The 21,271-nt window shown below is 44.4% G+C and carries 20 protein-coding genes; 7 read left to right on the forward strand and 13 right to left on the reverse strand.

What is annotated here, in order from left to right:
• The first annotated feature begins 26 nt into the window (after positions 1-26).
• The 3 genes from ATB74_RS09505 to ATB74_RS09515 all read left to right on the forward strand — a co-directional run bounded on the left by ATB74_RS09505 (position 27) and on the right by ATB74_RS09515 (position 2,681).
• Positions 27-1,226, forward strand: coding sequence for an MFS transporter (locus ATB74_RS09505; RefSeq protein ID WP_061018190.1), 1,200 nt, complete (start codon positions 27-29; stop codon positions 1,224-1,226).
• An 85-nt stretch (positions 1,227-1,311) separates the two neighbouring features.
• Positions 1,312-1,878, forward strand: a complete 567-nt coding sequence (locus ATB74_RS09510) for a DUF1415 domain-containing protein (protein ID WP_060981864.1) — start codon at positions 1,312-1,314, stop codon at positions 1,876-1,878.
• A gap of 227 nt (positions 1,879-2,105) precedes the next feature.
• On the forward strand, positions 2,106-2,681 hold the full coding sequence (locus ATB74_RS09515) for a nucleoside triphosphate pyrophosphohydrolase family protein (RefSeq protein WP_061018192.1): 576 nt from the start codon (positions 2,106-2,108) through the stop codon (positions 2,679-2,681).
• 124 nt (positions 2,682-2,805) lie between these two features.
• Here the strand turns inward: ATB74_RS09515 and ATB74_RS09520 are convergent, their stop codons facing one another.
• The 13 genes from ATB74_RS09520 to ATB74_RS09580 form a co-directional block, all read right to left on the reverse strand.
• Entirely contained in the window at positions 2,806-3,294 is a 489-nt protein-coding gene (locus ATB74_RS09520; RefSeq protein WP_048658534.1) for a GNAT family N-acetyltransferase, read from the reverse strand.
• A gap of 278 nt (positions 3,295-3,572) precedes the next feature.
• The gene (locus ATB74_RS09525) at positions 3,573-3,752 is read right to left on the reverse strand and encodes a hypothetical protein (protein WP_061018194.1); all 180 of its coding nucleotides are present in this window, start codon (positions 3,750-3,752) and stop codon (positions 3,573-3,575) included.
• Positions 3,753-4,100: 348 nt separating this feature from the next.
• Positions 4,101-5,546 carry an N-acetylglucosamine-binding protein GbpA gene (gene gbpA, locus ATB74_RS09530; RefSeq protein WP_061018195.1) on the reverse strand — a complete coding sequence of 482 codons (1,446 nt, stop codon included), beginning with the start codon at positions 5,544-5,546 and terminating at the stop codon, positions 4,101-4,103.
• A 461-nt stretch (positions 5,547-6,007) separates the two neighbouring features.
• The gene (locus tag ATB74_RS09535; protein WP_061018197.1) at positions 6,008-6,367 is read right to left on the reverse strand and encodes a DUF6559 family protein; all 360 of its coding nucleotides are present in this window, start codon (positions 6,365-6,367) and stop codon (positions 6,008-6,010) included.
• Between the two features lie 91 nt (positions 6,368-6,458).
• The gene (btuD, locus tag ATB74_RS09540; RefSeq protein ID WP_061018199.1) at positions 6,459-7,217 is read right to left on the reverse strand and encodes a vitamin B12 ABC transporter ATP-binding protein BtuD; all 759 of its coding nucleotides are present in this window, start codon (positions 7,215-7,217) and stop codon (positions 6,459-6,461) included.
• Positions 7,204-8,199, reverse strand: a complete 996-nt coding sequence (btuC, locus tag ATB74_RS09545) for a vitamin B12 ABC transporter permease BtuC (protein ID WP_061018201.1) — start codon at positions 8,197-8,199, stop codon at positions 7,204-7,206. The genes btuD and btuC overlap by 14 nt, the downstream gene beginning before the upstream one ends.
• A 133-nt stretch (positions 8,200-8,332) precedes the next feature.
• On the reverse strand, positions 8,333-9,361 hold the full coding sequence (locus ATB74_RS09550) for a succinylglutamate desuccinylase (protein WP_061018203.1): 1,029 nt from the start codon (positions 9,359-9,361) through the stop codon (positions 8,333-8,335).
• 268 nt (positions 9,362-9,629) lie between these two features.
• Positions 9,630-11,426, reverse strand: coding sequence for a M3 family oligoendopeptidase (locus ATB74_RS09555; protein ID WP_061018205.1), 1,797 nt, complete (start codon positions 11,424-11,426; stop codon positions 9,630-9,632).
• Between the two features lie 133 nt (positions 11,427-11,559).
• A complete protein-coding gene (gene cobC / locus ATB74_RS09560; protein WP_061018207.1) occupies positions 11,560-12,177 on the reverse strand; it encodes an alpha-ribazole phosphatase family protein in 618 nt (205 codons plus the stop codon).
• A gap of 9 nt (positions 12,178-12,186) precedes the next feature.
• Positions 12,187-12,798: a bifunctional adenosylcobinamide kinase/adenosylcobinamide-phosphate guanylyltransferase gene (gene cobU / locus ATB74_RS09565; protein WP_061018210.1), complete on the reverse strand. Its 612-nt coding sequence runs from the start codon at positions 12,796-12,798 to the stop codon at positions 12,187-12,189.
• Positions 12,799-12,807: 9 nt separating this feature from the next.
• Positions 12,808-13,614, reverse strand: coding sequence for an adenosylcobinamide-GDP ribazoletransferase (locus ATB74_RS09570; RefSeq protein WP_061018212.1), 807 nt, complete (start codon positions 13,612-13,614; stop codon positions 12,808-12,810).
• Entirely contained in the window at positions 13,614-14,642 is a 1,029-nt protein-coding gene (gene cobT / locus ATB74_RS09575; RefSeq protein WP_061018214.1) for a nicotinate-nucleotide--dimethylbenzimidazole phosphoribosyltransferase, read from the reverse strand. Before cobT ends, ATB74_RS09570 begins: the two co-directional genes overlap by 1 nt.
• Positions 14,643-14,715: 73 nt before the next feature.
• The gene (locus ATB74_RS09580) at positions 14,716-15,327 is read right to left on the reverse strand and encodes a flavin reductase family protein (protein WP_061018216.1); all 612 of its coding nucleotides are present in this window, start codon (positions 15,325-15,327) and stop codon (positions 14,716-14,718) included.
• A 647-nt stretch (positions 15,328-15,974) separates the two neighbouring features.
• On the opposite strand from ATB74_RS09580, the gene ATB74_RS09585 reads away from it, so the two are divergent.
• From ATB74_RS09585 to ATB74_RS09600, 4 genes are all read left to right on the forward strand, one after another.
• Positions 15,975-16,670, forward strand: a complete 696-nt coding sequence (locus ATB74_RS09585) for an NAD-dependent epimerase/dehydratase family protein (protein WP_061018219.1) — start codon at positions 15,975-15,977, stop codon at positions 16,668-16,670.
• 185 nt (positions 16,671-16,855) lie between these two features.
• Entirely contained in the window at positions 16,856-18,229 is a 1,374-nt protein-coding gene (locus ATB74_RS09590; RefSeq protein WP_061018221.1) for an L-cystine transporter, read from the forward strand.
• A 312-nt stretch (positions 18,230-18,541) separates the two neighbouring features.
• A complete protein-coding gene (locus ATB74_RS09595) occupies positions 18,542-19,303 on the forward strand; it encodes a YdcF family protein (protein ID WP_061018223.1) in 762 nt (253 codons plus the stop codon).
• 463 nt (positions 19,304-19,766) lie between these two features.
• Positions 19,767-21,239, forward strand: coding sequence for an aerolysin family beta-barrel pore-forming toxin (locus tag ATB74_RS09600; protein ID WP_061018225.1), 1,473 nt, complete (start codon positions 19,767-19,769; stop codon positions 21,237-21,239).
• The last annotated feature ends 32 nt before the right edge of the window (positions 21,240-21,271 follow it).

Below are 21,271 nucleotides of genomic sequence, written 5' to 3' on the forward strand. Positions count from 1 at the left end.
AATTATTCCGTATAGGCACAACGTAAATGTTTGATAAAGGCAGTCCTCAATACAAACGCATCACCCAATCATTGGCGATTGGCTCGTTTATCATTTTCTGTAACCTTTACCTCTTTCAGCCAATCTTGCCGCACATGGCGGAGCACTTCCAAGTTTCGGAAACTCAAATCAACTGGCTGTTTGCCTCGACAACACTTGGGCTTTCCATCAGCTTGGTGCCTTGGGCGATCGCCTCTGAAACCTTTGGACGAAAATCCATCATTCTGTTCAGCTTATTTGCTATCCCTCTAATCGGGCTAAGCATGGTGTTCACAACCACCCTACTACAGCTTGTTATTGCCAGAGCATTCATGGGAATTACAGTCGCTGCATTCGCAGGTGTGGCGGTTGCCTATATGGTTGAAGAATTATCACCGAAAGCATTCGCAGTCGCGATTGGTGGTTATATTGCGGCTAACTCATTAGGTGGCATTTTTGGGCGTGTATTGGGTGGCTTGATCACAGACTATTTCGACTGGCACACAACAGTTTTGTTTTTTGTTGTCGGCTCTTTGCTTGGCGCACTTTATATAGCCTATCGATTACCAGACCAACAAAACTTCAAACCACAAAAAGGCTTGTTTTTTCACCATAACCGTTCAGTAGTGATGCATTTAAGAAACCGTACCTTATGGCTCGCTATGTTGATTGGTGGTGCTAACTTCGCGCTGTTCGTTAACCTGTATTCGGTAATGGGCTTTAGATTAGTATCAGCGCCTCACTCGGTGCCTGTTGGTTTAGCTTCGCTGATATTCCTATGTTACTTGGCAGGTACGGTAAGCTCAAAGCTCTCAAACAAATGGACACTTCGTTTTGATCCCTTGAACGGAATAATGATGGGCGTGTGCATTAGCTTAATCGGAATGCTAGTTTCTGCGGTCGATAAAGTCCCGTTCATGTTAGCTGGGTTGTTATTGATTAGCGGGGGCGCGTTCTTCGCCCATACCCTTGCCTACTCTTGGGTAAGTCAAAAAGCACCGAGCGCGAAGGCGACAGCAACGGCACTTTACTTAGTCCATTACTATATAGGCGGAAGCTTAGGTGGTTTCTTACTCTTATATTGTTGGCAGCTGTTTGGTTGGAATGGCGTGATTGCAGGTGGGTCTATCTTCTATGTCGCGATATTTGCTTGGGTCTATCAGTTGAAACAGCTACAAGTATCGACATCCAAACTCGCACAAGCATAAGTACGACTAAGGTTGTTACTCAATTATTGCTTTTGATTAACGTCCGTTCTGATATCCTACCCAAAATTTAATTTCGGAACCTGTTATGTCGAACACTCAAAGCACAGATCTTCAAACCATCCACGACCAAGTAAAGCAGTGGTTAGACGATGTCGTTATTGGCCTAAACCTGTGTCCATTTGCAGCCAAGCCACAACGTAATAAACAGATTAAGATCTTTGTGAGTGAAGCAAATACGGAAGAAGCGTTGTTGGAAGACATCATGACGCATTTCGTAGAGTTAGATAACACACCAGTCGCAGAGTTAGAGACGACTTTGGTGGTTGTGCCTAACATGCTGCAAGATTTCTTCGACTACAACATGTTCATTGACTGGATTGAAGCACTGATCAAGCAAGAAGACTGGGAAGGCATTTACCAAGTCGCAACCTTCCACCCAGACTATTGTTTTGGTGGTGCGGATCCAGAAGACGATGAAAACCTAACGAACCGCTCTCCGTATCCGGTTTACCATTTGATTCGTGAAGCAAGCATGGAAAAGGTGTTAAAGCACTACCCTAATCCTGAAGCGATTCCTGATACCAACATCGCGAGAGTTGAGTCTTTAACGCCGGAAGAACGCCGTAAACTGTTCCCTTACTTGTTTAGCTAATAGTTCAGTTAATCGCTAACAAGGTGGCTCATATTCCTGAGCGCCCTTGATGATATGGACGAGAAGTGAACTGATCTCGTCCATTTTGTTTCACAATGTATAATTAAGCCATATCGAAGTTTGAACACAGACTAAATTGAATAAAACCAAACTTATCCACTTTGCGTTAGCGCCCTATTCCTAGCTTTGGTAAAATAATCCATTAACGAAACAGAATGGATAGGAAAATGAACCTTTCTCAACTAAGCCAAGAAATCTACGACCACCTTTACCGCGATATTGAAGAGTTCCGCAGTACTTTTGATCTGCCTGTTGCTGCGCCTGAAACAATGGACGAAAAAGGCGATACGCTACATACCTCTCTAGCGATCGAAGAACTAACAGAACTTGCGGAAGCTGACTCTAAAATCGAACAAGCGGACGCTATTGTAGATAGCGTTTATGTATTGATGGGACGTTTGGTTCACCTTGGTCAAGCTAAGGTTGAAGACAATCTAGCAATCAGCTATCTGATCGACCTACTGTTGAATGTTTCTAAAAACCGCTCAATTGACTTCTTGCCTTGCTGGGACGAAGTACACTCAAGCAACATGAGCAAAGTATGTCGCAACGAAACTGAATACGCTGAAACAGAAGCTTTCTATGCCGAGCAAAACATCAAGCTGATGGCGGTTCAAAAAGGCGAATACATCATCGCTAAGTGTGCGGAAGATTTCGTATCTGAAGGCAAGACAGTTCGCCAAGGCAAAGTACTAAAATCAGTACACTACCACCCTGCGAACCTTGAGCCACTAACAGCTTAAGGCAGGTTATGGCTGTAGCTGTTTAAAGCATCAGCGTACGCAAATAGCAAACGCCACGTTTAAATAACGTGGCGTTTTATTATCTGTCAGTCAATTGTAGCTGTGTGTCAGTTACAACTAGGTGCTATACCAGTCGCGCCATATGATAAGCCGCCACATATTCGCCATTTCTGAAAGCGAACCCTGCGGACTCTCCTTCAATCACGAAACCAAACTTCTTATACAGGCTAATCGCTCTTTCGTTATCGGTATACACCGTCAACTCCATTCGTTTGATGTTAATCCAGTTATCACACAGATCGATTGCTGTTGCGAGCAGTTGGCTACCTACGCCTTTGCCTAACACATCGTCTTTAACACCCATACCAAATGAAGCGACATGTCGTCTTCTTGGGTTCACACACACTTCCATTCCCAAGTTACCAACAATCTCATCGTCGATCATCGCGACATACGAGTACACGTTGTCAGGGATGTTAGAGATTCGCTTTTGCCAGCTTTCCAGAGATGGATTTGGGAGTTGCAGCGTACCGGTATAAGCATTAGTGCATTCGTAAACTTCTTTGATTCCCTTTGCATCTGACGGTTCAGACCTTCTCACTATAATACTCATCGCAACTCCTAATATTTCTTCGCTAAATATGAAACACATCCTCAATGTGCACCTAAACACACTAACAAATAGTAAATATTTAACAATAGGTTAGATGAGATTGTTTTATTGGGCTGATGTGAGGAATTTATGTGGATGATCTGAAGAAGTAAATTTGAGGAATCAGGATTAGTTAAACTGGAGGTAATTCGATATGGGCACCTCGGTTGTGCCCATGCCGCCAAATCTATGGAGTTAGTTAGCTTTGGTTCATCATGATCTAACTAATTCCATTCTGGTTAATCACGCTCACATTGAACTTGAATGACTTTAAGGTCTGTTGCATTTAGCTTCTCAGCTAGCGCGGCACCTTCTTCATTACATTGCTCAAGAGTCGTAAATTGGGTGTTAACTTCCATTTCTGCGGTGCTGTCAGCACCACCGATCATTAGGCTTAGAAGTAGTGTTAGTTCGTACATAAGTCAATCCTCTTTCGGGGTTTTAAAGCATCCATTCGAATAAGATACAGTGACTAGAACCACTCCTAGTTCACTTGTTTCGTTTGAGATAATTCTACTCACACATTTGATTTAAGGCTTACCATTTTGTGCCAAGTGACGACAAACTAACCCGTAAAAATGACACTACATATTGTAGTACCATTTGCATTATATAAATATTAACTGAACCCTAATGAGACCGTCTATGCCAGTTTATGGGAATTAACTGGCATAGATAACAACTTCACCACCGAGATAAATCGCTGATAGGTCACTTTTATATATTGAGGTCTATTAAGAAACCAGACCAAATAGACTAATTCGCTATTAGTCCAACTTTTTCCATTGTTGCTCAACCCAATTTGGGTCTGCAGCCACGCCTGGAAGATAAGCTTCATTGTTACATTCTGCTGCCCATGGGCCGTAACATTGATAAACACCTTCGCCTTCAAATAAAACGACGTCTCCATCAACATAGCTACCAAAACCTTCTGGGTAGACATAATCCTGTTCTGGTGGTGGCGCATCTGCTTCAACTAAGTGGAAGTCCATCATTTGTTGACCTACCAATTTACCTTCGCTGTTTTTGACACTCACCACCAACATATGATGACCAGCCTCTGATTTAGACAAAGGTAATACAACTGATTCTGACGAGCTATCTTCAACCTCCCCACTCCAGTAAGCCAAAGATTCTCTAGCGTGGTTATACACGGTGAGTTCAGCTTGGGCATCGCCCTCGGCTACCAATGATAGACCTAGAAGGGTTGGCTCTTCGCCAATCACGTATTCTGGATCCAGACCTTCAACCGTAAGTGACGTATCGGGTTCTGGCACTTCAACATCGTAGCCTATTTCCACACGCTGAATACCACTGTCAGAATTCACATATATTGGGTTAACACCGTAAATAGGAGCAAAACCATTTTCACTCAACACGCCAGACTTAATGTTATTGTGATCTGCATTAACTTTGGTTGCTAATGCCTTAGACCAGTTCTTCGGTTGACCATCCTCAGTACTCGCAATCTCGATACGAGTACTGAGCGCTGAGTTTTCACCAGCCCCATCAAATACGCGTGTATATACTGCGTCACCTTCTTTCAAATTGATCGTAGGAATTATTTGACCTACTTTTCCCCAACCCGGAAGTTGAGAGTCATCGCCATCAAACACCACATCAATCGCATTATAGAAAGCCTTGTCGGTGTCACCCACATCCCATACAGCCAGAATCACGTGATAGCCTTCTCTATCTGGCACGTTACAGGTGTGAGTAGCCGTGTTTTGTGTCATCTCTCCATGAGCATCAACTTCACAAAATGGATTTAAGTCAAACGCTGAGCGAGCTAATGGTGAGTTTTGGTCCCAACCTTCTTTCGTAATGTAATACTTAAAACCAGCCGCAATGTGGTTAGCTCTAAATGTCCATTCAAACTCTTGAGAGCCCGCTTCGATTGGGCGCTTCTGCCAGCGCTCTGAAGTTTGCTCGTCTAGATTTCTTGCCATTAATATTTCAGCACTGGCAATGTAACCATCAGCTGGACCACCTTCAGGGAAGCCGTCAAAGCCTTCCACACTTTGTGGCTCATACTGTATGTCGCCACAGTCCATGTTCTTCGCCTGACCTTCAGAATCTTCTAAGTGACACAAGGCGACACGACTTATGATGTTGCCATCATCGTTCAGCGATACAAATCCATGTGCCATAGCGCCACCACAAGCCGCAGACAAAGCGATGGCTAAAGCCGTTTTCTCTATTCCGATTCTCATAACATTTCCACTTAAAGACGTTATATTTCCAATTAACAAGCCAAAATGGTCTTGGCCTGTTTACCTATCCACTTGTTTGATTGAGTAAACACCGCAATTTGCTATTAACCATTACTTGGCTCGAACATTAATAAAGCAAATGCATATCAATCAATTCGAGCATGGTTGAAAAAGGCTGGATTATTTAGTCAATAAGGCTGATTGATATTCATCAAAGGTAATACGACGAGGAAATGATCTTATACAACTGAAAAGCATGAAGTTTATTCGATGAATAGAACAAGGGAACTGGCTAAGAACCTGAGAGACTAGAGATAAGAAACGTATGAACTGGCTGTTCAAGATATCGCATTGACGCGAAAATAGAGGGTTTGTTGTCAAAATAACGGTTTTGACGAGTCACATTAGATAAAGGTGCTTTGATGCGAAGTTGATTTAAATAGAGGGAGCTTGGTAAAGCCTTAATAACGGCTATGCATGCCCATGCGATGTGACATGTCGTCGTCCATACGACCGCCCTTCCAACCGCCGCCACCCAATAGATTAAGTACATCTCGCGCTGTGTAGCCTTCTCCGCCGAAGAAGTCATTAGACACATCATTACGCAGCAACTGAATAGTTGGAACCAATTCAACAGCAAGATCTTGTGGGTCCGCGAACAAGGCTAAAGCAATCTGTTGTTGGCGCTTACTCAGGCCTTTAGAGCTAGTTTCTACTTGTCCAATCGAGAAGAAATCACGGCTTCCGTAGCTCTTTACCATCTTTGCAGATAGCAGCTTAATCACCTTTTTGATTCTTCGTCTTTGGATGTATCTAAACATATTTGATCCCTTTACTAGCTCGTCTTTAACCCAATAATCAGCTCAACCAGATGACTTTTTAGCAAATACTCTTTCTAGCCAAACGTCCTCTCTAACCAAACAGCAGATAGGTTTGATTATCGACTGAGATACTTTTGACTTCGGTATTGAACACCGATTCTAGCTGCTCAGGAGTAAGCACTTGTTCGGCAGTGCCAGAAGCTTGTAGTACGCCTTTATCAAGCAGCAACACCTGGTCGGCGTGTCTTAAGGTGCGATTCAGGTCGTGGTTAGCCATGATCACGGCAATACCCTTCTCCGCCACTCGTTCAATAAGCTTGTACAATAAGGCTTCTTGAGCAATATCCAGCGGAGCTGCGGGCTCATCGAGAATCAATAGCTTGGCGTAAGGGTTAAGCGTCGGCCAAATTTGTAGGCACATTCCAGCCAAACGTACGCGTTGCCATTCACCACCAGATAGGGTTTGAATGGAACGATGAAGTTTGTCTGCAATGTCTAGCATTTGGCTGATTTCTTCCAAAGCCGAGTTGATTTCGGCATCAAGACCATGCGACGAACTTGGCAGTGACAAAGCAAGGTATTGGAACACTTCTAAGTTGAAAGCCGGTCTTGCGCTTTGACACAAGTAAGCGCGATGCAATGATAAATCTTGTAGAGACAGTTCCGACAAATCCTGCCCGTCGATCTTTATATCGCCTTTGTAACCATCACTAATGCCAGATATCGATTCGAGTAAGGTACTTTTACCGCTGCCATTCGGGCCGATAACGTGAGTCACCTGCCCTTGCTTGAGTTCAAATGATAGTGGTAATAAACGAGCGCCGACGCTCAGGCTCTTAATTTGAATCATGATTTTTAATTAACATCCAAATGAAGATAGGCGCACCGATACTGGTTGTCATCACACCCAAAGGCAGCTCTGCGGAATCTAATAAGGTTCTGGCACAGATATCAGCAAATACCAGCAGTGCTGCACCAGCAACGGCAGACAAAGGAAGAAGGTATCGGTTATCGGTGCCAATCGCTAAACGCAATAAGTGTGGCACAACCAAACCAACAAAGCTGATTACGCCGCCTAATGCCACGGCGCAGCCGACTAAAATAGACACAGCGAAGATTAAGCGCCATCGTAATCTCGGAACGTTCACACCCAATTGCGCGGCATGCGTTTCGCCAATCATCAGTTTGTCTAGTTTACTGCCTTGCAAACACAACCAAATAATCACGGGGATCATCACTAACGTGAACGAATGTTGGTACCAAGTGACGCCACCCAAGCTACCCATCAGCCAATACATCAATAAGCGTAGGCTGAGGTCATCACTAAAATAGAACGCCCATGTCACCATCGCGCCAGAAAGAATGCCTAACGCTACCCCCACCAGCAGTAATTTAGCCGTGGTGAGTCGCATCGTTTTTACCAGGCTCACCAGTATCACGGTGAAACAGAGCGAGCCTAAAACGGCGGCAATCATGAACAGTTCTGGTGTAGGAGCAAACGGCAAGAAGAACAGCACGATAACCATCGCCAAGCTTGCGCCACCAGAAATGCCGAGCACACCTGGCTCTGCTAATACGTTACCTAATAAGACCTGTAAGCTTGCGCCAGATACGGCTAACCCAGCCCCGATGCCAATAGCCGCCAATAATCGAGGTAAGCGTAAATCAATCAGTAGTTTTTGTTCTAACGTGGACAAGGTGCCCAGGGGGGAAATGAAAAGATCGCCAACCATTAGGTAAATCGCACTCAGCGCGACAAGCATTGCTGCCATTAGATAAATGGCTCGGGTCCATTTGCGCTGTTTTTGGTGAAGAAGTTGTTGGAAATCCATATCAAGCTACTTTGAAATTGTTCGCGTAACCTTACCTGTATCCCTAAATAAACTCAAGGCTCACACCGTAATGTGAACCTTGATATTTCAACCAGTTGAGCGGTTGTTTTCGTCGATTTAACCCGACTCGGTATTAATCGTACACAAGCTGACCGTGGTCGAATCGTGTTTCAACTTCGCACACCATTAAGGCCGCTCGTTGACCGATAGCAACGTTACGATTTGGGAACACTACTGCTTCGTTTTCATTCTTCGCCATCAATGGCTTATCACCATCATGACCAAATACTTCACCGTGCTTGAACGCCGTAAAGTTCTCTACAGAATCTGAGAACATGAAATCGAAATCATCATGTAAACGAACAATGGTTCGGCTTACTCGATAAGTAATGGTTTTCTTTGGTAGGTGCTCTGGTTCTATTTCAGCAATCAGATTGCGCATCGCCAAATCGAAAGCAGTTAGCTTATCAAGTTGGTTCTCACCAATTCTTGCTACCTGCCCCAACTCCATTGTCAGTGCTTGCGCTTCAAAGTTTTCAGCGCTGTACCAGCTGAAAGTGCTCGTTGGCGCATTCGACAACAACACAGCTTCAACGTGAGCACTGTTAATGAAGTCGAACAAAGCTTTACTGCGAACTTCGTGGCGAACCTTAGGGCTTACGGCGAAAGAGTAATGCTTAGACAAGCGAATAGCACAGTGCAGATCTAAGTGCCAACGAGTGGCAGGTACCGTTTCCTTGTAAAACTCCGTAACCAAGTACTTAAGGTTCTTCGCAATATCCACTTCTCGATTACTCTCGTGCTGTTTCTCATCAAACAGACGATTCATATTCACATCAAGAAAACGAGTATGCGCGTTGGTCGCTTCTGGGTGCGCGATGATGAACAAACATCTTGCTGTCACCACTTGGAAGCCAGTTTCAATATCCTCAATGAGCTTATCAATCAGCTCCATTGGTGAGGTTTCGTCGCCATGAACACCTGTTGAAAAGATGATGTTCTTGGTTTCGGAATTATACTCCGCGGGAATCACTTCCAATACACCGCGTTGATGAAGCTTAATTTGAACACCGTTACTCAGTACGGTCTGTCCTGCAACCACTTCTTGCTCAAGATCTAGGCTGTCAAAAAGAAATGATTGGCGAAAGAGGGTCTTCGTCATGCGCTACTCCTTAATTGCACGGCCGTATGTTAATAAATTGTACATAGAAATTGTGTTGCTAGGATCGCACTTATCAATAGAAACTCCGTTATCACTCACAAATACTACCCATATATTTTTGTATTACCTGCTGACTTTGCTAACCGACATCTGTTCCAAATAACTTTCTCTATTTAAAGCAGCTTTTGATTGTCTCAGGTCATCTCAGCAAGATAAGAGCCACGTAAGCTAACACAGCTCTTACCTGCCATGAACAGATTGAGATCAATTAATCTTCCTGATCGAGCAATCTTTCAAATTCATCGATTTGAACTTTGACCATGTCGATGCTTTGTTGCCAGAAATCAACTTGAGTCAGGTCCATACCAAGGTGCTTTTGAACGACTTCTTCCGCCATCATGCTGCCCGTATCACGAAGCAACGAAACGTAATCACCGTAGAATTGCTCGCCTTTTGCATCGCGCTGAGCGTAAACACCTTTACTGAACAGGTAACCGAACAAATATGGGTAGTTGTAGAAGCTAACTTGAGAGATGCTGAAGTGCAGCTTGCTCGCCCAGAAATAAGGGTCGGCTTCTGTCATTGCTTCGCCGTACCACTCTTTCCAAGTCGTTTCCATCAGGTCACACAGCTGCTGAGCAGTTAGCTCGCCTTTTTCACGCTGCTCGTAGAAGGCTTTTTCAAACTCAAAACGCACAGGAATGTTCACCATTAATGCCAAAGAAGAGGAAAGCTCTTCCCACAGCATTTCGAGCTTCTCATTGCGCGTTTGAGCTTGCTTTAACAAGTGATCACGAACGATATTTTCAGCAAAAATCGAAGCGGTTTCTGCTAGCGTCATTGGGTAGCGTGTTTGACACAACGGCATGTCTTTCATCACCCAGTTGTGGAACGCGTGGCCTAGCTCGTGTGCCAATGTCATTAAATCAGAGCGGCTACCACTCCATGTCATAAACACCAGTGGTGTGCGTGTCGCAGCAAACTTAGTGCAGTACGCGCCTAAGCGTTTGTTGGCTGCTGGTGCGGCATCAATCCAACCATTCTCAACCATCAAAGCGACGAAATCAGCCATCTCTGGATTGACTTCAGCAAAAGCGGTTTTGATCACTTCGATAGCTTCATCAAATGGGTAAACCTTAGATTCGCTGTCACCTAGTGGCGGCATCGCAGCTAAGTGGTTCCACGGTTTCATTTCATCTAAGCCGTGAACTCTTGCCATCAATAGACCTGCTTTCTGGCCTACTTCTCGATTTGCCTTTGCTACCGACATCATGGTGTCTAACGTTTCAGGTACGATGCGGCTGCCGTGTAGGCTTGGATCAAGGAAATGTACATCGCTGATTTTCGAACGCTTTTTATTTTCAGTCAGACGCCAACCTGCCAGCGCATTTAGGATTGAAGCAAATGACTCTTGGTGCGTCTTCATTGCCCCCTGAACGGCGCGCCATGCTGGTTCTTGTTTATCGAATTCGCTGCCGTACAGTAAGCTCGCTGCTTGTGAAAAACCTAGAGCTTCCTCTTCACCGTCCAGCTTTAGCGACAGTTTTAAAGAACCGGTCAGGTTATCGTATAAACGCCCCCACCCATCACGGCCATCAACCTTCATCGCGGCTAATAACTGCTCTTCAGCAACACTGAGGCGGCTGCTTGATAACTTACGAGAGCTTTCAATCGCAAAACGTTGCCCTGCTACGTCCGCACTCTCATGCTCTAATACTGCATCAATAAACTCTGGTTCTGCATGAATTAGTGTGTCTTCGTAAGGACTAAATGCTTGAGACATTTCAGAGTTCAGTTTGGCAACGCGACCAAGCAGTGCTTTGGCTTCTGTGTGTGTCGCGTCTACCGATGCGTGGCAGTTAGCGAAGGTGTTGATCGTGCTTAGTAGCGTGCCAGCCGCTTCAGAAGTCTGAATCGCGTTTTGCATCGCTAGAATAATGTGACGCTTTTCAACGTGTAGGTTCAACAGCTCAATACACTGCTGAATGAGTTCAATGTCCTGTTCGATTTTTGCATCATTAAGATCGCTATAAGCAATGCTTAGATCCCAACTCGGTGTTGTCATGACTAAATTCCTTTCACGTAGGTAGTAATACCAATCAGGTATAGCGGCTGTGAACGCCGCTTTATATTTCGATTCTTATTTCTATTTACAGCTCTGCAAGATTGTTAATTCTTAAACTGTGTTTTTTGAACACTCAGAGAACAGGTAGCCCTATCGATTTAACGCTGATAAAGCTCTGCGCAAACTGAGTGATTTGAATATGCGTTATCGACGCGTTTTCTATCGATAACTTCGAGTACAAACTCGGATTTTTCCAATCAATATCAAGGCCGTGCGCTAACAATATGCGAATCACACCACCATGAGTAACCAACAATATGTTGTCACTTGGATCATTCAAAAGTTGCGACCAAGCTTGAGTTACTCTGTCGTGGAAGCCCTGTAAACTTTCTGCACCAGTTAATTGATGATTAGCAGGGTCTTTCCAAAAGGTTTCTAGCATTGCCCACTTGTCTTCAAGTTCATCAAATGGGACACCATCTACTTCACCGAAGTTCATTTCCTGAAAGCCAGGTGCAACAGACAAAGGCACAGACATACGCTCTGCATAGAGGTTTGCTAGATCACTGCATCGCCTTAATGGCGAGGTAACCACGCAATCAAAGGTAATGTCTTGTTTAGCAAGCGCCTCACATATCTGCTCTTGAAGCTCAGGGTTAACCAGCACATCAGATAAACCGTTGAGTGCAGCTTTTCCTTCGACTTTGCCATGTCTTAGCAGATAGATGTTTTTGGTTGTTCCATTGACCATGAGTGCGACCTAGCCTTGAGTATCAAGCAAGTGATTAGATGGTTTTAAGTGCAGCGGCAATCCGGCAGCGACCAGTGTGACGCGTTCAACAACGCGAGCTAGCGCTTGGTTCATTCGCCCTGCATTGTCGACAAACAAGCGCGACACTTTACCCAGTGGCACCACACCTAAACCGACTTCGTTAGAGACCATGATTATTTGCGCAGGGCTTTGCTCGACGCTTTGCACCAATACTTCAACCACGGCTTCAACCTGTTCATTGGTTGAGTCATCACCCAGTTCAAAGATGATGTTGTTCAGCCACAAGGTTAGGCAATCAATCAACACCACATCTTCTTTCTCAAAAGACTGCAGTTTTTCGGCTAACTCAACAGGAACTTCATGCTCAATCCAATGCTCGCCACGGCGTTGTTGATGGTGCGCGATTCGTTCTCGCATTTCGTCGTCCAAGTAAGTGGCTGTCGCAATATAGTTAAGGCGTCCATTTGAACATGCTTCAAGCGCACATAATGCTTGTTGCTCTGCAAAACTGGACTTGCCAGAACGAGCCCCGCCCAATACCAGGTGGCTGTTTCGCTGACTTGCTTGATTAATTTGATTAGTTTGATTCGTGTTCGCCATAGGAAGCCGTTATAGATAGCCATTGTAAAAAGCAGTAATGAATACAAGGTAAGTCAGCAATTCCATCAACTGTTGAGCAGCCCCCAAGCAGTCGCCAGTAAAGCCGCCAATTCGAGCCGTTAACCACTTTTTGAAACCCGTCCTGAAAAGATAGGCGACGACAGATAAAACCAAAGCGAGCTCAAGACCAAACCATAGGCTAGGCAGTACGCCTACAAGCAATAGAAAAACGAGCTCGCCTTTGGTTTGCTTGTTGGCCAATGGCTTGCTTTTACTGGTATCTAAATCGCTAACGTAAGGCATGTCGTAAATCAGCGATGCAGCAATCGCGCGACTAAAGGTATAACTGGTCACGATAACCATAAACAGAGCAGTCATGGTGACCAGCTCATTCAACAGCACCCATTTGCCAAGCAGAGTCATAACCAGTGCAGACGCGCCATAAGTACCAATTCGACTGTCTTTCATGATGGTCAAGCGGCGTTCTAAGGTCATGCCGCCACCAATGCCATCCGCCATGTCGGTCAAGCCATCTTCATGGAATGCACCAGTAAGCATCAAGCTAAAACTTATCATCAAGAAGATAGCCACTGCACTCGGCAGTATGGCGTCGAACAACAAAAACGTGCCGCCACACAGAGCACCAAGTAACAAACCAACCGTTGAAAAGTAGCGACCCGAACGGTTCATTCGCTCTGATGAATAGGGCGTGTTTTTAGGCATTGGCAAACGAGAAAAGAAGCCCATCGCCAGCGCAAACAACTCCCATTGATAGATAACTCGATCTTTCAATGATCTTTCTGATTCAGGAGTCATTAAACAGTGACTCCAGCGCTCTCGAAGCTCGCCATGTTGTTGTAAAACTCTGCAGCCGCTCGGATGATTGGCATGGCTAGAGCAGCACCCGTGCCCTCGCCTAACCTCAGTCCAAGATCAAGCAACGGTTCAGCGTCGAGCAGCTCTAGCAAAATCTTGTGACCAGACTCTTCAGAGCGATGTGCAAAGATCATATAGTCACGGCAGTTCGGTTCAATTAAGGTCGCGACATACGCAGCGACTGACACGATAAAACCATCGACCAATACTGGAGTCCTGTTTTGATAAGCACCAAGGAAAGCACCGACCATTTGAACGATTTCATAACCGCCGACTTGAGCCAAAACCGATTTAGGATCGAGTCCTTTGCAACGTGCAACACCTTGTTCAACCACTGCCACTTTATGAGCTAGTTGTTCGTTATTGATGCCTGTACCTAAACCAACACACTCTGCCGCAGTTCGGTTTGCTAGCGCACTCAAAATCGCTGACGCGCTACTGGTATTACCGATACCCATTTCACCAAACATGATGATATTGGTGCCATTCGAAATGGTTCTAGATACATGCTCTGCGCCCAGTTCAATGCCACGTTCTACCGTTTCTAAACTCATTGCCGCTTCATTGGCAAAGTTATTGGTTCGCGTACCCAAACGCTGGGAGATCAGCATTGGGTTATCAGATTCGACAGGCAACAATATCCCCGTGTCGACCACCGTGATATCGATCTTATTCACCGCACAGAAACAATTGATCGCCGCGCCACCGCTTAAGAAGTTCAACACCATCTGTTGTGTGACGGCACTTGGGGCAATACTCACGCCTTCGTCAGCAATGCCATGGTCGCCAGCAAAAATGATGATACTTGGCTTATTCAATTCGATGTGTTCGACCGCAGCTTGTTTGCCTTGGCTCTGAATCAATGCCAGTTGATGCGCGACTTTTTCTAGTAAGCCAAGCGCACCGAGTGGCTTGGTTTTTTGGTCAATTCGATGTTGGATGTACTGCGAGTATTGGGTATCTAACATAAGTTTAGGGGCACTTAAATTTATGGAAACGAGTTTTGTGAACACTGATTCTGCTTGAGCTGAATTGATAACACTATTTAGGGCGAGCGACAGCGAACACGTTGGAAAGTGTCGCGAATTCCCCCCCACCCAGTCGAGATAGAGGGTCCAACGCCAACGCATCAACCTTAAGACGTTCACTTTCTTTATCGATCACATCTTCGGAAATGTACACGGTTTCGACTTGAGCAAAGATGAGGCTTTGTGGCACCTCTCCGACTTCTTTTACTTCGTATAATGTGCAACCAAAAGCGACCGAGCACGCTTTCACTCTCGGTAAAGAAAAGCCCTCAAATTCAACCAGCTCAATATTATTCGCGGTTACTTCAGAGTCACCGTGATCGAGTGTGGCTGCTGTCGCCGTCATTGTTTCTGCAGAGCTCGAAGAAGCAATGTGAATCACCAGCTTACCCGTTTCAAGGGCATTACGAGTAGTATCTTTAATTTCGCCTGATGGCTTCTTTCCGACCGATAACATCAATAGCGGCGGATTGCTGGAAACAGGTGTGAAATAAGAGAAAGGCGCTAGGTTGTACTCTTGGTCAGAAGATTCCGTCAATGCCCACGCAATAGGGCGAGGAACAACGGTTTGTGTCATCAGGTGATAAATCTGAGTGGGAGCAAGAGTATCAAGCTTGAGGTTCATAGCACATCCTTGGTCTATGTGAATTACGACTCAGTTTACGTGTTAAGCAATGCTGTATCTATGCCTAATCAACAGAAACCGTAGAGAGTGCTCTTAATTTAAACAGATCACACTGGTTTTTATCAAATTGACAATCAAATTGACGAACCTTAAAACCCCTACAATAGCGATAATAGATTTATCAATAACTTACATTTTGGCATCGTTTATGCTTAATATAAACTACTTATTAACCTCTCCATTGATAAGTGCCCATAAAATGTATTCCCACAACACTGATGCAAAACAAAGAAACACGATTGATTGAAAGAAAGCTCAAAAATGATTTAGGAGGTACAATGATTCCCAATTCAAGTAAAAGAAAACCAAATAAATCAAACAAAAAAACGAGTAAAAAGGTAAGGAAAATCCCACTTTCCTTCACCTAGCAAGCAGCAACGTAAGTAACAAAGCCCGTCGCCCAGCGGGCTTTGTTATCTCTAACACCTTGCGGATATTTTGCGTCAAGCTAAGTACATACCTTCAATACAACTAATCTATCATCGCACCCCACTTTCCTAACCACGCATTTAACAAACTTTTATTCGCTTAAAATTCAAACACTGTTTATATTAAACAAGCACTTGTGAAGTGAATAAGGGATTAAGATGAGCATTTCTGGAGACAAAACATCGGTCGTGGTGGCTGGTGCAACAGGGCTAATTGGCAATCACGTGATGAGGTTGCTCATCGATGAACCTGCCGTCGACCATATCTATGCCCTATCTCGCAGAGCGTTAAATTCTCAATTTGACTCCAATAAACTCCATACTCTTATTCACAATGACCTACAAGTCACGAGTTGGGATGACACGAATGCGACGCCCAATCTTGGCGTTATCTGCTTAGGTACAACTAAGAAAAAGGCAGGATCAAAAGAAGCGCTACGCAAAGTCGATGTAGAATTAGTTAGCCAAGTCGCGCAGTCAATGAAATTTCTTGGGGTTCAACGCGTCGCGGTCGTTTCTAGCTATGGCGCTTCACCAGATTCCTATTCGCACTACCTTCGTTGCAAGGGGCAAATGGAGCAAAACTTAAAACGTATTGGCTTCAAGCAGCTTTTCATCGCTCGTCCGGGACCGCTGGTTGGTGAACGTGATAAACCAAGAGCCGACGAAAAATTACTGCAAAGTGTCTTCCCTTTAATATCTCCGTTTATGTTTGGTAAATTCAGAAATCTTCGCCCTATTCAGTCGGAAGACGTAGCGAAAGCAATGTTATTTCGATTGTTCGAAAATAATTTCCAAAATGTCGAAATTTACTCGTCAAGTGACATGCTCAATTTATTGGCAAAATATCGCTAAAAAGCTCACCTATTCATCATAGTGTTGAATATCCACCCATCCTATTGAGTGGATATTACTAATCGTTCTATTAAATTACTTTTCCTTATTTTACGTTTTGTTACAGGTCGCTACTGTAGCTAACAGTATTTGCGCCCATATATCTAAGCGCTTTATCGATCTAAAGAAATTCATAAGGAAAACAAATGTCACTTTCAGCTATCGCTGCCTTAGCGGTATTCACTGGTATCCTCTTTTTTCTCTACGGACAGCAGAAAAAAGAGAACACACTTTCTCGCCTCGTTTTACTCGGTTTAGTATTTGGTAGCGCATTTGGTCTTGGTCTACAGCTGTTATTTGGTGAAGGCAATCCAATCATCAATGAGACACTAGACTGGGTAAACATTGTTGGCCGTGGTTACGTTGGCCTACTAAAAATGGTAATCATGCCATTAGTCTTGGTTTCAATGATCGCAGCAGTAGTGAAGCTTGAAAAAGGCGGTTCACTAGGCAAGATTTCTGGCATCACCATTTCTGTATTGCTAGCAACAACCGCGATTTCTGCAATCGTTGGTATTCTTGTAACTCAAGCATTTGGTCTGTCTGCTGAAGGCTTAACGGAAGGCGCTCGCGAAACAGCACGTATCGCAACACTTGAAAACCGCATCGGTAGCGTTTCAGATCTAACAATTCCGCAGATGCTGATTAGCTTTATTCCGACCAACCCATTTGCAGACCTAACAGGCGCTCGCTCTACGTCTATCATCGCGGTTGTTATCTTTGGCGTGCTAACGGGTATTGCTGCTCGTAAAGTGATGGCAGAGAAAGAAGAACTAGAGTCTCCAATTCGTACGTTCGTTGAAGCGGCTCAGTCTATCGTTATGCGCTTAGTTAAGATGATCATGGCACTAACGCCATACGGCATTGCTGCGTTAATGGCTAAGGTCGTAGCAACATCAAGTGCTTCTGACATCCTAAGCCTACTGGGTTTCATCGTTGCATCTTACGTTGCGATTCTACTGATGTTCGTTGTACACGGTGTGTTGGTTTCTTTTGTTGGTGTAAACCCGAAAGAGTACTTCCAGAAGATCTGGCCTGTACTGACGTTCGCTTTCACGTCTCGTAGTTCTGCAGCAACGATTCCACTGAACGTTGAAGCTCAAATCACTAAGCTTAACGTACCACCAGCGATTGCTAACCTGTCTGCATCTTTCGGTGCGACGATTGGTCAAAACGGTTGTGCGGGTATCTACCCTGCAATGCTAGCAGTAATGGTTGCGCCTACAGTTGGCATCGACCCAATGGACATTAACTTCATTCTGTCCCTGATTGCTATTATCACCGTGAGCTCATTTGGTATTGCTGGTGTGGGTGGCGGTGCAACGTTCGCGGCTCTTATCGTACTACCAGCAATGGGCCTGCCTGTAACTATCGCAGCATTGCTTATCTCTATCGAGCCACTTATCGATATGGCACGTACAGCGCTTAACGTATCCGGTGCAATGACAGCCGGTACTATCACAAGCCGCCTTCTCGGTAAGAAAGACAAGCAACAAGATCTGGAACAAGCGAACGCTTAATTCTAATTTAAACAGCTAGAAAAAAAACCGATGCTCATGCATCGGTTTTTTATTATTACCGTTTATTATATAGAATTAAATAAGGTTTAAATAACCCTATTAACTTATATGCCCATATTTAGAAAGAGGTTATCGAACAATAATAAAGCGATTTTGAGAATGCTCTCATCGATAATTGTGTTTAATAGAAAGAAATTGTGCATTTGTTCAATAATACAATGAGTTAGCTATGAACGATTAACAGAACTGATATATGATGCACCGCTTCAGTATGTCACATCATTTTGGCACCAGTTCGATAACAGGATCCTCATGAGCTTTATTATATTATTACTTCTTTTGCTATTCGTTGGCTTTACACGTTTACTTCAGTGGCGAAAAACCTCTCTGTTTTTATCTCTTGTTCTTATATCGTCATTTGTGCTGATTGGTTCAGGTTTAATTCCTCGCTACTTGCTGAACGACCTACAAGCCGATTACGAAAGTAAGCCTGATATCCAATGGTCTGACAATAGCGCCATTGTCCTGCTTGGTGCGGGAACGCAGTTAATTAAAAGCACGCAAGAGTTCGAGCCAGCCTTTTTCTCTTTTGGCCGAATCAGTGAAACAGCCAGCCAATATAAAGATTGTTCGAAAACGCAAGCCACTTGCAAAGTGATCATCAGTGGCGGCGATGCACAAAATAACGGTGTCACCGAAGCAGAAGTTTATCAACAACAATTGCTGAGACTTGGCGTTCCGATGGGTAACATCATTCAAGAGCCAAATAGCGTCAACACTTGGAAGAACGCTCAGCTTACTAGTGACCTCATGAAGCATCATAAATTCGACAACATTGTATTGGTTTCATCTGGCCTACATATTCGTCGCAGCGAGCTCTACTTCAATCACTTCGGCTTGAATGTTGTTCCAGTGAGAGCCGACTATATGGCTGCTCAAATTTCATGGTTGCCACTGTGGTACAACTTTGCGGTCACAGATTTTGCTTTGCATGAACAGATTGGCTTTGCTCGTTACAACATCTACAACTTTATGGGTTGGAATAGCAAACGCGAAAAGCCAGGTGATGCTTAATCTCGTTCCATTAAGTTAACTCGAACCATACAAAATGCAGCAGCAATCGAACGATTGTTGGCTGCATTTTTTTGATCCTGCCTATCACAACATCATGTCTTATTTGGCTTACTCAAGTACTTCCCCATCCTTTGGGCAATAAATCTTGCTGGTTAATTTTCCAAGCCAACATACCAAATAGCGAGGCTTCAAAAATATAAACGTTCAACAATTAACCATCCATAGATTGGACTGTTGAAACTAATTGAAGCAATCAAGGTAAGCCTTTATCAAACAACAAGTTGAACAGTACAACCTCCTGATATCTATCAGTATTTATTTTCAATTCATTTCAGTATTTTTGGCATTGTTTTATATGACAAAGTACCCCCGCTAGAGTCCCTCGGCTCTAAATAAACACCCATAAAACTAATAAATCGAATTAAATAAAAATTGCCAAATAAAGGCACTTAGGAACTTATTCATGATTAACGTCAGTAAAACTATTCTATTTAGCACTGCCCTCTCTTTCATCTCTTCTGCCACTCACGCCAAGATATATTCAGACCAAATCGTATTGGATAACCTCGGTGAAGATATCTGCCGTTCTGATTATCGTCCGCTCAGTAATACGGAAGCACAAGAGCACAAAACCGCCGTACTATCTCGCATGAATGTGTGGGATATTGTTGGCCTTCAAAACGACTGGGTGATCATGGGGTCTGGCTACCACGGGCTCATCAAACAAGGACAACCAAGCGACAATACCTGGTGTTACCCCAACCACCCAGACGCAGGCCTCCCTTACTACGAAGCGCAAGCCATCGAAACGAACAATAACCTTGATGTTCAACGCGCCTTAGTCAGCGACAACACGAACTTTATCAGACCACTGAGTTACTTGGCCCATAACCTGGGTTACGCTTGGGTTGGAGGCGACAACGGGCGTTATGTCGGTCAAGATATGGCAATAAAACCGCTTAACAATGGTTGGGAGATTAAAGGGAATAGCGATGGAAGCTGCACCGGTGATCGCTGTAATGAGAAGACAATCATCACTGTTGATAACTTTGCTTACACGCTCGATAACACATCGTTTTTGCACGGTTCTATAACAGAGACCGACCAAGAGCTGATTGAAACCGTCTCGGCTTATGCAATCAATGATAGCGATCTGCCTAAACAAGTCGTCGTTGACCTTCATTTTGAGCAATCAACACAATGGAGTAAATCACAGCGCTTTGACCTCGCCGATTCAGTCGTCATGGATGAGACCTTTCACTGGCCGCAAGTAGGAAAAACAGAGGTAAGAGTCGCGCTAGAAGAAGGCCAACACTTCTCCGATACCAACAGTGGCGCTCGTTTTGAGCCAACAGAACTGCAAGCCATCATTACCGTGCCTGCTCATTCCGTGCTGCCTTTTCAAGTTGAGTTCTTACGCTCGACCATCTCTTACCCATACCGTATCAAAACCAACATGAGTTACGACGTGAACTTCACAGGCTTCCTGCGTTATAGCGGCAATGCGCTAAGCTCACATCCAACAAACCGCCCGACTGTCTCTCACACCTTTACCATGGGAGCCACCAGCGAAGATCAAGCCAATATCCGCTACCAATGGGATCACCGCTATATTCCTGGAGAGATGAAATGGTGGGATTGGAGCTGGGCAATCAACACTAATGGCTTGAGTAGCATGCAGTACGCCGCAGGTGCCAGTGTCCGCCCTTTCTACACCAATGTTTCAGGCCAGTTTAGTGCGGAGTCACAATATTCTGGAATGATAGATATCGGCGCTGAGCACGCTGCTAATTCATTTGATGTCATAGATGTATTAACTAACCACACAACCTATTACGCGGGTGATATTAAAGTGGTTACTGATTTCGACCCTGCTACTCTTGCTCGACTTGGGTATGAAGATGCTCAGCTTGTGATAAACCCTTTGCAGCAGTAAACAAACTCATATCTCTCCCTTACCTAAGCTCA

This window comes from Vibrio splendidus (assembly GCF_001557875.1).
Classification (GTDB): Bacteria; Pseudomonadota; Gammaproteobacteria; order Enterobacterales; family Vibrionaceae; genus Vibrio; species Vibrio splendidus_F.